This window comes from Adlercreutzia sp. DFI.6.23, assembly GCF_024462535.1.
In the GTDB taxonomy this organism is placed as follows: domain Bacteria; phylum Actinomycetota; class Coriobacteriia; order Coriobacteriales; family Eggerthellaceae; genus Adlercreutzia; species Adlercreutzia rubneri.
Genome location: NZ_JANGBP010000003.1, coordinates 70,308 through 83,504, shown reverse-complemented (window position 1 = coordinate 83,504; position 13,197 = coordinate 70,308). Strand labels below are relative to the sequence as shown.

The 13,197-nt window shown below is 62.4% G+C and carries 12 protein-coding genes; 4 read left to right on the top strand and 8 right to left on the bottom strand.

The window, feature by feature from the left end; all coding sequences use genetic code 11:
- Window positions 1–9: 9 nt before the first annotated feature.
- The 6 genes from NE591_RS03525 to NE591_RS03500 form a co-directional block, all read right to left on the bottom strand.
- Window positions 10–1,356 carry an ATP-binding protein gene (locus tag NE591_RS03525; protein ID WP_227069390.1) on the bottom strand — a complete coding sequence of 449 codons (1,347 nt, stop codon included), beginning with the start codon at window positions 1,354–1,356 and terminating at the stop codon, window positions 10–12.
- 232 nt (window positions 1,357–1,588) lie between these two features.
- A complete protein-coding gene (locus NE591_RS03520) occupies window positions 1,589–1,663 on the bottom strand; it encodes a hypothetical protein (protein WP_227069492.1) in 75 nt (24 codons plus the stop codon).
- A gap of 282 nt (window positions 1,664–1,945) precedes the next feature.
- Window positions 1,946–2,740 (bottom strand): phosphate ABC transporter ATP-binding protein PstB, encoded by a 795-nt coding sequence (gene pstB, locus NE591_RS03515; RefSeq protein WP_114548497.1) that lies wholly within the window; start codon window positions 2,738–2,740, stop codon window positions 1,946–1,948.
- Window positions 2,741–2,769: 29 nt separating this feature from the next.
- The gene (pstA, locus tag NE591_RS03510) at window positions 2,770–3,768 is read right to left on the bottom strand and encodes a phosphate ABC transporter permease PstA (RefSeq protein ID WP_256156330.1); all 999 of its coding nucleotides are present in this window, start codon (window positions 3,766–3,768) and stop codon (window positions 2,770–2,772) included.
- The gene (pstC, locus tag NE591_RS03505) at window positions 3,765–4,751 is read right to left on the bottom strand and encodes a phosphate ABC transporter permease subunit PstC (protein WP_173111095.1); all 987 of its coding nucleotides are present in this window, start codon (window positions 4,749–4,751) and stop codon (window positions 3,765–3,767) included. The genes pstA and pstC overlap by 4 nt, the downstream gene beginning before the upstream one ends.
- Window positions 4,752–4,770: 19 nt before the next feature.
- Window positions 4,771–5,742, bottom strand: a complete 972-nt coding sequence (locus NE591_RS03500; protein WP_231699545.1) for a substrate-binding domain-containing protein — start codon at window positions 5,740–5,742, stop codon at window positions 4,771–4,773.
- Window positions 5,743–6,987: 1,245 nt separating this feature from the next.
- Between NE591_RS03500 and NE591_RS03495 the strand changes: the two genes are divergently transcribed.
- Both NE591_RS03495 and NE591_RS03490 read left to right on the top strand, forming a co-directional pair.
- Window positions 6,988–7,242, top strand: coding sequence for a hypothetical protein (locus NE591_RS03495; protein ID WP_114538907.1), 255 nt, complete (start codon window positions 6,988–6,990; stop codon window positions 7,240–7,242).
- Between the two features lie 3 nt (window positions 7,243–7,245).
- Window positions 7,246–7,527, top strand: coding sequence for a DUF1778 domain-containing protein (locus tag NE591_RS03490; protein WP_114538906.1), 282 nt, complete (start codon window positions 7,246–7,248; stop codon window positions 7,525–7,527).
- Between the two features lie 185 nt (window positions 7,528–7,712).
- Here NE591_RS03490 and NE591_RS03485 read toward each other — a convergent pair whose 3' ends face one another.
- On the bottom strand, window positions 7,713–8,312 hold the full coding sequence (locus NE591_RS03485) for a TetR/AcrR family transcriptional regulator (RefSeq protein ID WP_256156328.1): 600 nt from the start codon (window positions 8,310–8,312) through the stop codon (window positions 7,713–7,715).
- Between the two features lie 117 nt (window positions 8,313–8,429).
- On the opposite strand from NE591_RS03485, the gene NE591_RS03480 reads away from it, so the two are divergent.
- Both NE591_RS03480 and NE591_RS03475 read left to right on the top strand, forming a co-directional pair.
- Window positions 8,430–9,248: an ABC transporter ATP-binding protein gene (locus NE591_RS03480; protein ID WP_231699546.1), complete on the top strand. Its 819-nt coding sequence runs from the start codon at window positions 8,430–8,432 to the stop codon at window positions 9,246–9,248.
- Window positions 9,241–10,506 (top strand): ABC transporter permease, encoded by a 1,266-nt coding sequence (locus tag NE591_RS03475; RefSeq protein ID WP_173111104.1) that lies wholly within the window; start codon window positions 9,241–9,243, stop codon window positions 10,504–10,506. The genes NE591_RS03480 and NE591_RS03475 overlap by 8 nt, the downstream gene beginning before the upstream one ends.
- A 322-nt stretch (window positions 10,507–10,828) precedes the next feature.
- On the opposite strand, the gene NE591_RS03470 is transcribed toward NE591_RS03475, so the two are convergent.
- Window positions 10,829–13,162, bottom strand: a complete 2,334-nt coding sequence (locus NE591_RS03470) for an anaerobic ribonucleoside triphosphate reductase (protein WP_173111108.1) — start codon at window positions 13,160–13,162, stop codon at window positions 10,829–10,831.
- Window positions 13,163–13,197: the final 35 nt, after the last annotated feature.

The window sequence follows — 13,197 nt, the reverse complement described above, 5'->3', positions numbered from 1 at the left end:
GCAACCCCCTTATCCCAAGAACTCTGCGAGGTCTATTTTCTGCGGGCCTCGCTCTTTTTCGATAAACATAACGGCATACCAGGGAAGGTACAGCACTTTGCCTTCCTCGCGCACGTTTCCACGGCAAAAGACGATGGCGCTGTCGATGCCCCATTCTCGCACGGCCATCACGTTGTCGAGGGCTTTGTGCTTCTCGTAATCCTTTCCCGATTTAGCCTCGATAGGAAGCGCCTTCGATCCCTTCTCGATGACGAAGTCAACTTCGCCGTACTTGGCCTTGTCGAAGTAGCGCAGATCGAAGCCGTGGGCCGTCAGCTCCTGGGCGATGGCGTTCTCCAGCATGCTGCCCCAGCTCACCGCAAGGTTCCCTTGCAGAAGGTCGAATCGTGCATCGCCCGACGTTTGCGCGGACAGAAGCCCCACGTCACAGAGAAAGAGTTTGAACAGATTGTGCTGGGTGTTCAGCGACAAAGGCAGCTCCGGCGCTTTAACGTTGTAGCAGGTCAGCCCCACGCCGGCGTCAGCAACCCACATGAAATCACTCGCATAGCGCTCCATGCGGGCGCTCTTCGCCAGATCACTGAGCTTGAAGCGCTTGTTCTTCTTGTCGAGTTCCTCGGGAATAGCATCGAAGATCATCTTGATGTGGGGCCTATCGTCCCCGTATTTGGCGATATCTTGCCGATACAGGTCGACGATATCCTGCTGCACAGCCAGCACGTGTGACAGATCGGAGGTCTCATTGAACCGTTCGACGGCCGCCGGCATGCCCCCGACGACCATATACAGGGAAAATGCCCGGAGTAGCCGCTCGTGAATAGCGGTCGGAATGGGCTCGCGATTCCGCATTCGTTCCCGCACCAGCTCCAGCGTCTGATCGTTTTGGCCCATAGCGTCGAAGAACTCTCTCAACGTGAGCGGGTACATGCGCAGATGCTGCTCGTAGCCCACCGGGTACGACGGCACCTCCTTATAGGAGACGCCCAGAAGCGAGCCCGATTCAATGTAGTCGAACCGACCATCCTCCACGAGGAATTTCATGGCGGTACGGGCGCGCGGGCATTCCTGGATTTCATCGAAGAAGACGAGCGTCTGACCGGGAACGAGCGGCACCTTCGTGAAGGCCGTGAGGTTCGCTACGAGCGTATCGGCATCGAGATCGCCTTCGAAGATCTCCCTCGCCTTGGGCGTCTCGATGAAGTTGATCTCCAGGAAGACCTCGTACTCGTTTCGGCCGAACTCACGGATGAGATACGTTTTCCCCACCTGCCGCGCGCCGGTCACGAGGAGGGCGCGCCTGTCGGGCGCACTCTTCCATTTCAGGAAGTCGTCATAGGCTTTCCTTTGAAGGGCCATACTGCTAATCCTTTCGTCTTGCGACGAGTTTTCGCTCATTATAACCTCTTCTTGCGACGAGTTTTTTGGTTTTAGTTACTGTTTTGCGACGAGTTTTCGCGTTTTCTGAACTTGATTTGCGACGTTTTTCAACTCTGGGACATCTTCGGTAGTCTCACTATGTACTAGTCACTAAAACAAAAAGGGCGGTCCCGGAGGACCGCCCGTGGGGTGCGGGGAGGCGAGGGGTGCGCTACTCGGCTGCCGGCACGTCGTGCTTTACGCGGTCGTGCTCTTCGGCGCGCTTGGCGTCGTTGAAGCGATCCAGCGTGCCTACCAGGTAGCCAGTGATGCGGCGGAGTTGTTGCTCATGAGGTTCATGCCGTACAGGAACAGGGCCAAACCGCCGAACAGTCCCAGCCCGATTTGCAGCAGTTCTTCCACCTATGCGTCTCCTTCTTACAGCGGCTCGCCCCTTGCGAGCCGCGCTCATCGGCGGGTCGCACCCTTGCGGCCCGCGCTCGTCTCAGCCGGGAAGGAGTATGAAGCCTCATTGAGCAGCCGCCGTAAGAGCCACGTAAAATGAAAGTAAAATCGCGCGGCGTTGCAATTACCCGAAGCGCCCGGCGACGTAGTCGGCGGTACGAGGGTCGATGGGGGCAGAGAAGATGGTGTCGGTGTCGCCGGCTTCCACCACCTCGCCCAACAGGAAGAACGCCGTCTTGTCGGAAATGCGCAGGGCCTGCAGCATGTTGTGGGTCACCATGATCACCGTGTAGCGCTCCTTCAGCTGGCCGATGAGCTCCTCGATCTTCGCCGTGGAAATGGGATCGAGGGCGCTTGTGGACTCATCGAGCAGCAGCACCTCGGGCTGCACGGCCAGGGCACGAGCGATGCACAGGCGCTGCTGCTGGCCGCCGGACAGGCCGAGCGCGTTCTTCTTCAGGCGATCCTTCAGCTCGTCCCAGATGGCGGCCGCGCGCAGCGATTCCTCTACGATGACGTCCAGGTCGGCCTTGGCACGCACCCCATGGCTGCGGGGGCCGAAGGCGACGTTGTCGTAGATGCTCATTGGAAACGGGTTGGGCTGCTGGAACACCATACCCACGCGACGGCGCAGGTCGGTGGCATCCAGGGTGCGGTAGGCGTCGGCGCCATCGAGGAGCACCGAGCCTTCCACGCGGCAACCTTCCACCAAATCGTTCATGCGGTTCAGCGTCTTCAGCAGCGTGGATTTGCCGCAACCGGAGGGGCCGATGAGCGCCGTCACCTGGTTCTCCGGGAAGGTGAGGTTAACATCGCGCAGACCTTGGAAATCGCCGTAGAACAGGTTCAGATGCTCGACGGCCATCTTCGCAGGAGCGGGTGCGGCTCCTGGAACCTCAGCCACCGCGGTAACGCTCATCTCATTCGCGAGTTCCTTCAAAAAGCTCGTCATTTCTTGCTCACTTCCATCTTTGTCGCCACCAACCTCATGGCGGCGTTCAGTAAAAGAACGAGGACCAGCAGCACCACCGAGGTGGCGTAGGCCTCGTTCACATGCAGGCCCTCGCAGGCCAGGGTGTACATGTGCACGGCCAGGGTGCGGCAGGAGTCGAAGAGGGCGAAAATGCCCTGGCCGGCGAAGTCGGGGATTTGGGCCACGGTGCCGGCGGTGAACAACAGGGCCGCCACCTCGCCCACGCAGCGGCCGAGAGCCAAAATGACGCCGCCCAAAATGCCGGGCACCGCCGAGGGCAGCACGCAGCGGGCCACCGTGCGCAGCCGCCCGGCGCCGAGTCCGAAGCCGCCCTCGCGGTAGGAATCGGGCACCGCCATGAGTGCCTCCTCGGTGGTGCGCATGATGACCGGCAGCACCATGATGGCCAGGGTGCAGGCACCGGACAGAAGCGAGAGGCCCCAGCCGCAGGCCGTCACGAAGAACAGCATGCCGAACAAGCCGTAGATGATGGAGGGAATGCCCTGCAGCGTCTCGGCGGTCACGCGCACCAGGCGCACGAAGCGGCTGCCGCGGCGGGCGTACTCCACCAGATAGATAGCCGCACCAACGCCCACGGGCACCGCCAGCGCCAAAGCCAGCAGCGCCATGATGACCGTCGAGGCGAGCGCCGGCAGAAGTGACACGTTCTCGGAGGTGTATTCCCATTGGAACAGGTCGGGAGAAAGCGCGGGCACGCCGCGCACCAGGATGTAGCCCACCACGAACAGCAGCACGGCGGCGGTTACCGCTGCGGCGGCATAGGTGAGCCAGCGCAGCAAGGCCGACACCGCCCGCCGGTGCCGCGCCGTGCGGGCGATGCGCACCTCAAGGGCATCCTCTTCGGCGAACCAGGAGGGCGCAAGATCGACGGCGCCCAGGGCGCCCAGCACCGGCGAGCAGGCGACCGGCGAGAACCGCGGACGGCGGGGGCGCGGGTTGAAGGCGATGCTCATCGCGCTTCACCTCTCTTCCGAATAACGCTGAGCAGCATCGTGGTCAGCAGGACGAACACGAACAGGACGACGCCGGTGGCGATAAGGGCCTCGCGATGCAAGTCGGCGGCATAGCCCATCTCCAGCACGATGTTGGCCGTCATGGTGCGCACGCCGGACAGCAGCGAGTCGGGGATGATGGGCATGTTCCCGGCCACCATGACCACGGCCATGGTCTCGCCGATGGCGCGGCCCAGCCCCAGCACGATGGCGGCCATGATGCCGGAGGCGGCCGCCGGGGCCACCACCTTAAACACGGCGTGCTCGTGGTCGACGCCGAGGGCCAGGGCGCCCTCGTAGTAGCGGGCAGGTACGGCATCAAGAGCGCTTTGGGCCACGGTGATGATGGTGGGCAAGATCATAATCCCTAAGATAAGGCTGGCTGCCAGCACCGAGAGCCCCGTGCCCGGCCCGAGCAGACGCACGAAGGGCACGATGACGACCAGACCGAAGAAGCCGTAGACCACCGACGGAATGCCGGCCAGCAGCTCCACGCCGCTGCGCAGGAAGGAGCCCACACGGCCCCGGGCGAACCGCGAGAGGTACACCGCCGTGAGCAGGCCGCCCGGCACGCCTACGACGATGGCGCCGGCCGTGACGTACAGGCTGCCCACAATCATGGGGAAGATGCCGAACAGGTCGTTGGCCGGGCGCCAGGTCATTCCGAAGAGGAATTCCGGCAGACCGATTTTCGCCATGGCCGGCACACCGTTGACCAGCAGGAACAGGCAGATCAGCGCCACGGCGGCGATGGAGAGGGCCGCCGCTGTGGCGAACAGGACCCGGGCGACGCCCTCGCGAAGGGCATGCGGGCGCTTGGGGGCGCGGACAGGTGCGGGGGTGCCGGAGGCCGCGCCGCCGGGGGCTCCGGCCGCAGGGGCGCCGGGGGCGCCGGGACCGCCAGCGGCACCCGCCGACAGCTCGCTCAACAGAGAGAACAACATGGTCAGACTCGCTTGGGCGCTAAGCGACGTCGGCCCAGTTGGTGACCGCGCCGGTGTAGATGTCGCACACCTGCTGAGATGTCAGCTTGTCGACGCTCGACTGCGGGGCCACAATGACCGCGATGCCGTCCAGGGCGATGGCCGTGCTTTGAACGCCCGCGCCCGTCTCGGAATCCTTCAGCTCACGGGAGGCCATGCCGATGTCGCAGGTGCCATCGACGGCCATGTTCACGCCCGTGGTGGAGTCGGACTGCTGCACCTCTACCGTCACCTGAGGGTTAGCCGCCTGGAAGGCCTCGGCCAGCTTCTCCATGACCGGCGTGACCGACGAAGATCCAGCCACGACCACTTTCCCACTGGCGCCGTTGGAAGCGAAGGGGGCGGCCGCATCGTCGATGGCGATGTAGTTGTTGTCGCTCACCACGGCCTGACCGTCGGCGCTCATGATGAACGCGAAGAAATCGGCGGCCGGGGCGGACAGATCCCCCTTGGTCACCACGTTGAAGGGCCGGGCGATGGCGTAGGAACCGTCCTTCACAGCCGCAGCCGAAGGCGCAACGCCGTCGATGGACACCGCCTTCACCGTATCGTCCAGCGAGCCAAGCGAGATGTAGCCGATGGCATTGGGGTCGCCGGCCACCGACGTCATCATGACGGCCGTGGAGTTGGTGATGGCGGCCGTGGATGTGGTCATGTCCACCTTGTCGCCGTTGGCGTCTGCCTGCTCGATGCCGAGCAGCTCCACGAAGGCGCCGCGGGTGCCGGAGCCGTCCTCGCGGGAGTACACCGAGATGGGGCCGCTGGCAGATGCGCCGCTGTCGCCAGCGTCGGTGCCGCCCAAGCCGCCCGCCCCCGTCGCGCCGCCGGCCGAGCCGCCCGCGCAACCCGCAAGCGCCAGCGCCAGCGCGCCGCACAGGGCCGCTACTCCAACAAGCGCCGCCATCCGCCGCAACCGCCGCGGCAAACGAGAAGATACCGAAGATGCTTTCATGACGTCGTTCCTTTCACGTGCGCGGGCCGGTGCCGAACCTTCGCGCATCCACTCCCCGTAGGGGTGACCTCAGTCGCCCCTGGATTCCGACAAAACCGGCACCGGGGTTCGAATGGGCTACAGGTTCACAAACCACCGCCCGCAAGGGCCATTCAACTCGCGGAAGCGACCCACAAGGGAACAGCCGCTTCCGTGCATCCATGATGGCCCTGTTCCGTAAAAGAACCGAGCAACGCCCGTAAAGAGTCCTTGTCGGTTCCGAAAAGCTTTGGTAAAGCACCAACGTTAAGCTCGCCCCGCGCGGCCGAAGCGCTTACTTGACTGTCATTTGACTGAGAAACCGTTTTTCACCGTATTTCCTGGTGCTTCAAGAAGTTTTACCAGATCACTAGTTTGCGGCTTTACTTGACTCTTACATGACTGTCATCTGACTCAGACGCTGACCGAAACGGCAGTTCGCGTTAACCACGTCTAATGCAAGCTCGGCATCAACGCGCGGGAGGATCTGCGCACCCCCCCCCCCCGGCATCACCTCGGTCTCTCTGCGGCGCCGGCCTTTCGGCTTCCCCATTCCCCCGCTGAGCTGCCGGAAACGATCCGGATAGAATCCTATGCCCACAACATTTCTTTTTCCGTCCAGCAAAGAAAGGTTATTACAGCAACCTTTCTTTTCCAAGCTTCAAGCAAACTGGAAAACCCTTAAAAGCTTCAAGTGTCAAACCCATTCGGAAGCACGGGGCAAGCGAGTCATCGGGGTCGCCCTGCCATACGGAGCGCACGGAACATCAGAAGTGTTCTGCCATGTGGATTGCGCAGTGCGACGCTTTCGGAAAATCGCCGATGAGCCAGACCGCATGGGGCCCATTTTCGAAAATGCCAGCGAATCGCTCCTCCGCGGGGCCTCCGTTTTCGGAAAATCGCGAGTGAATGCCAGTTGAGGGTCGAAATGGTCGACTTCCGATTTCCCCAATCGGCCATTTCGGGGTCGAAGTGGCAGAAAAATGCCAGTTGAGGGCAGAAATGCGCACTAGGCGAAAAGCGGATCGACCATTTCGGGGTGGAAGTGGCATTCACTCACGATTTTTCGACAACGGGCGACGCGGATGCGGTCGGCGCGGGGAACAAAACGGGGCTTTCTCGCGTCATTTTTGCGGTTCGGAGAGAGTAGGCTTTTCTCGCCAGATGTCGCCTTTGAGGTTCATCGGGTTTTATAATACAATTTAGTATTACATAAGGAAGACGCCTATGGACGAGATACGCATCCACCCCCATGCCCTCAGGCACGGCTTGTCGAGGGAAGAAGTCACGTACGCTTGGCTCAACTTCGCTCGAAAGCGGCCAAGAGGCGACGATTGCTGGGTTGCAATCGGCTTTACCGGCGCTGGACGCGAGATCGAGATGGTTGGCATGGTCCTAGCTGACGGGGCAACGTTGGTCATCCATGCGCTCTCGCCGGCAACAAAACGAATGAAGCGCGAGCTCAGGCTGGAAAGGAAGTAAACGATGGAGTACACCCTCAGAAGCGGCAAGGTAGTCACCGACGAGCAGATAGAGGCCATGGCCGAGGCCATCGAGGCGGGCTCGCTGCCCGGGCAATGGTCGGGCGAGGTGGTGGTCGGCCGGCCGCGGCTGGCCGATGAGCCCCTGGACGTAATCAGCTTCAAAGTGCCTCACTCGGCTGCCCTCGCCATCAAGCGTGCGGCCGAGCAGGAGGGCGAGTCGCGCTCGGCCTTCTTGCGCAAGGCGGCGCTGGACAGAGCCGAAAGCGTCCTGGCCGCCAGCTAGAGCTGGGGGGAGCACGCAGGCGGCGCCGACCGGATTGCCGCGATTGCCGCCGATCCAGTTCTGCTCGGCACGAACGACGCCTCCCCTATCTGCGAGGCGCGTTCCAACTAAAAGCACGCGGTTGAGCTCGCACACATGCTCGTAACCTTTCTTTTTTAAGAGAGGCCAGAAGATAGTGCAGCTTCCTACCTTTTCTCCGAAAGGACGGCGAGCAGGGCGGCGGGGACTTCGGGAGCGAGGCAGTGCAGGAAGGTCTCTACGGGGTAGGCGAAACCCGTTTCGGCGCGGTAGGCCATAAGGGCCAGAAGGCCGCCCGTCGCATATTCGAAGACGATACGGGATGTCGGGTCATCGGTATTTGAGGAAAGGCTTACGCCCAGATCGGGCAGCACGTCTTCCAAAAGACGGCGCTTCACCCGCTTTTGCGCGAGCGCCGCATTGGGGCCGTTCAGCACCGCGCACAGCGTATCGATGCCCTGATCGTTGCGTTGCACCAGATCGGGAATGTTTGGAGTGGCGGGACTAAGGGAGAAAGCACCCTGTCGGATGAGCGAGAGCAGCGCCCGGGGAATCTCCACGGGCACCACCGCATCAAGGGCCGCCTCGGCCAACTGCTCGGTATCGGCAAAATAGTAGTAGAACGTGCTGCGATTGCACCCCACCTCCTTGATGAGGGACGTAACCGTCACGGCGCTCGCAGGCTCGCGGATCAGTCGATCGGCCATGGCGACAATCAAGCGTTCGCGCACATCTTGGGTTGTTGCGTCTTTCCGAGGGCGTCCCATCACGGCCTCCTTCTTGCGAGCGGTAATCCGACAGAGCGCCGCTCTTTACTGGTTTTTCCCGACAGACTGTTGGATTACTATCATAGCTGAAATCTCATGCGCGAAAGGAGTTCAGCAGTGAACGCATGCACCCCAGCCATCGCCATCGACCGCGTCCAATTCTGCTACGGGCGCCCCGGGCCGCGACGACGCGATACTCTCCTCGCGCTGAAAGACATCTCGCTTTCCGTGGCGGCGGGCGATATCCTCTGCCTTTTAGGGCCTTCGGGCTGCGGCAAGACGACGCTCGTGAACCTCATCATGGGCGTGGATGTACCCACCTCCGGCACCGTGCGCGTACTAGGCGAAGGGGCCCCCTTCCGCACGGCGCGAGCACGCATCGGGTTTATGCCCCAGGACGACGCGCTCTACGAGGACGTGACCGCCGAGGAGAACCTGCGTTTCTTCGCGGCGCTCTACGGCGTGAAGGGCGAGCGCCTCACACGCCGCATGGACGAGCTTTTCGCCTTCGTGCGCCTGGACGAACATCGCAAGAAGCTCGTGCACGACTACTCCGGCGGCATGAAGCGGCGTCTCTCGCTGGCGGTGGCCCTGGTTCACGAGCCTGCCGTACTCGTGCTGGACGAGCCCACCGTGGGGCTCGATCCGGAGCATCGCCGCTACATTTGGAATCATCTGGAAGCGCTGGCCGCCCAAGGGTGCGCCATCGTGGTGACCACTCATGTCATGGACGAAGCCGAGCGCTGCGCCCGCATTGCCATGATTCGCGAGGGACGGCTGATCGCCGATGCCTCGCCGGCGGATATCCTGGCCCGCACGGGCACGAACACCTTGGAAGACGCCTTCCTGGCATTAGAAGAGTCGGAGTCGCCGGATACGGCAGCGGAGCCGAACGTCTCGCCGTCTCTTGGCGAAAAGGAGGCGTACCATGACTAGCGTGTTCGCCATTGTTCGCCGCATCCTCACGCAGTTCGCACTGGATAAACGCACGCTGGCGCTGCTGTTTGTAGCACCTCTCGTGGTGTTGTGGTTGCTGTCGGTTATTCTCGGCGCCGACACGGTAGGCCCTAAAATCGCCACCGTGGACTTACCTGCTGAGTTTCAAACGCAGTTCGAGCAGACCGATGCGCGCATAACCGAGGCCAATGCCGACGAGGCAAGCGCGCTGCTCGCCGCCAACGACGTGGCAGCCGTGCTTTCCATGGAAGGCGAGCACATGCTGAAGGTAGAGCTGGAAGGCACCGATTCCACGAAGTCGGCGGCCGTGCTCGCCGCGTGCGCCGAAGCCTTGGGCGAGTTGCGCGGCAAGGCGGCTGAGGAAATGGAAGCAGCCGTTGCCGACAAACGAGCAGAAGTAGAAGACACCATTGAAGAGGCGAGCCAGCAACGCAAAGAGGCCCGAACGGCACTCACGGGCGTGATGGTCTCGATGCCTCCCGAAGCCCGCTCCAGCCTAGCCGAGGCGTTGGGAGGCCTCTTCGACGACGATGCGGCGCTTTCCGCCGAAGACTTCTCGATGAATGTGAGCAACTACCTGCCCATAGAGGACATGGAAACCGTTTATCTCCACGGCAATGAGGACTGGCGGATGTTCGACTTCTACGGACCGGTGTTCATCGGCATCTTCCTGTTCGTGTTCACGTTCATTACCAGCGGCATGTCGCTTGTCACCGAGCGCATGGGCGGCACCATGACGCGATTTCTCGCCACGCCGGTGAATGCGGGGCAGATTCTCGGTGGCTACACGTTAGCCTTCGGGCTTCTGGCTTACCTGCAATCGGCCATTATCCTGTGGGTGGCGCTTACATTCATCGGCTTCCCCAACGAAGGCAATCTGGGACTCGTGGTATTCACCTGCGTCTCCATGGCTATGGTATCGGTAGCGCTCGGTCTTCTGGTATCGGGGCTGGCCGCTACGCCGTTCCAGGTTATCCAGCTCATTTTGCTGTTCGTCGTGCCGCAAATTCTGCTGTGCGGGCTATTCGACCTTTCCGGCGCGCCCGACTGGCTCGCAGCCTTGAGCGCCTTCATGCCCGTGACCTATGGCGTGGATGCCCTGCGAGCCGTCATGCTGCGCGGCGCCGACCTTGCCGCCGTAGGGTTCGACCTTGCCGTGCTGTGGGGATTCCTCGCCCTGTTCTTCGCCCTAGCCGCCGCCAGCTTCCGCAAGAAACGTGTCCGAACAACATGCTGAAGATCCTTCCGTTGTGCCATCTTCGCAAATGCCATTTTCCGATTTTCCCGAGACAATGCCAGTTGAGGGCAGAAATGGTCGACAGGCGCGGGACGCCTCTGCCATTGCGGGCCTGAAGTGGCAGAAAAATGCCAGTTGAGGGCAGAAATGCGCAGTGACCCCCAAACGGGTCGACCATTTCGGGGTGGAAGTGGCATTTACTATGCGAAAAGACAAAAAGAGGGCCGTCGTTGGGACGGCCCTCAGGGCGTTCGAATACTTAGAGGCTCGGGCGCTTGAGTGCTCGGGTGCTTGGGACGCGACGCTCTACTCGGACGGCGTTCTACTCGGCTGCCGGCACGTCGTGCTTTACGCGGTCGTGCTCTTCGGCGCGCTTGGCGTCGTTGAAGCGATCGAGCGTGCCTACCAGGTAGCCGGTGATGCGGCGGATGCGCTCGAAGGGCTGGTTGTGAGCGTCCTCGGTGCGACCGCACTTGGGGCAGACGTCCTCGATAATGCCGTTGTAGCCGCACACCGGGTCGCGGTCGACCGGGTGGTTCACCGAGCCGTAGCCCATGCCGCAGTCCTTCATGTAGCGGATGACGCTTTCGAAGGCCTCCAGGTTGTCGGACGGGTCGCCGTCGAGCTCGATGTAGCTGATGTGGCCGCCGTTGGTGAGCGCGTGGTAGGGCGCTTCCAGGGCAATCTTGTCGAAGGCGGAGATGTCGAAGTACACCGGCACGTGGAAGCCGTTGGTGTAGTAGTCGCGATCGGTCACGCCGGGGATGACGCCGTAGCGCTCGCGGTCGATGCGCACGAAGCGGCCGGACAGGCCCTCGGCCGGCGTGGCGATGAGCGTGTAGTTCATGCCGCGCTCCTTCGAGATGCGGTCGCAGTAGCTGCGCATGTGGCCCACGATCTCCAGGCCCAGGCGCTGGGCCTCGGCGGACTGGCCGTGATGCTGGCCGGTGAGGGCCACCAGGCACTCGGCCAGACCGATGAAGCCGGTGGTCAGCGTGCCGTGCTTGAGCACCTCGCGCTGCTCGTCGGTGGGCGAGAGCTTTTCGGAATCGATCCACACGCCCTGGCCCATGAGGAACGGCGCGTTGTACACGTGCTTGCGAGCCTGAATCTCGAAGCGCTCGTCCAGCTGACCGGTCACGAGCTGCAGCTTGGAGTCGAGCAGATCGAAGAACAGGTCGATGTCGCCCTTGGCGCGGATGGCCAGACGGGGCAGGTTGATGGACGTGAACGACAGGTTGCCGCGGCCGGGCGTCACCTCGCGATCGGGGTCGTACACGTTGCCCATGACGCGGGTGCGGCAGCCCATGTAGGCGATCTCGGTTTCCGGCGTGCCCTTGTAGTACTGGGCGTTGAACGGGGCATCCAGGAAGGAGAAGTTCGGGAACAGGCGCTTGGCCGAGCAGTGCATGGCCAGCTTGAACAGATCGTAGTTCGGATCCTCCGGATTGTAGTTCACGCCTTCCTTCACGCGGAAGATCTGCACGGGGAAGATGGGCGTCTCGCCGGAGCCCAGGCCCTCTTCCGTGGCCAGCAGCATGTTCTTGATGACCATGCGGCCCTCGGGAGACGTGTCCATGCCGTAGTTCACCGAGCTGAACGGCGTCTGCGCGCCGGCGCGGGAATGCATGGTGTTCAAGTTGTGCACCAGCGCCTCCATGGCCTGGAAGGTCTGACGGTCGGTGTCGCGGGAGGCATTCTTCTCGGCGTAGGCCACCACACGCTCGGCCGTAGCGGCATCCACGCCGCCCTCAACGAGCCCGGCCACCACGGCGGCGCGGAACTCCGGGGCCATCTCGAGGCTGGCAACCGTGCCGGTCTCGCTTTCCACACGGGCAAGCAGGCTCTCGGCAAAGGTGCGGTCGTCGGCGATGTCGGTCAGCAGGTCGACGGCCTCGGCCACGTGCTTCTTGAACAGGCGGCGGTACGTCTTGCCCACACCCACGGCCAGGCCGTAATCGAAGTCGCACACCGACTGACCGCCATGCTGATCGTTCTGGTTCGACTGGATGGCGATGCAGGCAAGCGCGGCGTAGCTGGAGATGTCGTTGGGCTCGCGCAGCACGCCGTGACCGGTGGAGAAGCCGCCCTTGAAGAGCTTCCGCAGCTCAATCTGGCAGCAGGTGGTGGTCAGGGTGTAGAAGTCCATGTCGTGAATGTGGATATCGCCCTCGCGGTGTGCCTTGGCGTAGCGCGGGTCGATGACGCACATCTCGTAGAACTGCTTGGCCGATTCGGAGCCGTACTTCAGCATGGTACCCATGGCGGTATCGGCGTCGATGTTAGCGTTCTCACGCTTCATGTCGGAATCGGCGGCCTTGGAGAAGGTGATGTCCTTCAGCGTTTGGATGAGGCGGGAGTTCACGTCGCGCACGCGGCTGCGCTCGGCACGGTAGAGGATGTAGGCCTTGGCGGTCTGCACGAAGCCGGACTCGATGAGGGTCTCCTCCACCAAGTCCTGCACGCCTTCCACGGTGGGCGTGCCCTCGATGGCGCCGCTCTCAAGCTTCTCGACGACGGTGGCGGCGATCTTCTCGGCGGTGTCGCGCCCCTGCATGGCCGCACAGGCCTGGAACGATTTCTCCACCGCATCAGCGATCTTTTCCGGATGGAATTCCGCCGTGCGCCCGTCGCGCTTGATGATGGTCTTGACCATAACTTCCTACATCCTTTCTTCGACGCGGCTGTCGC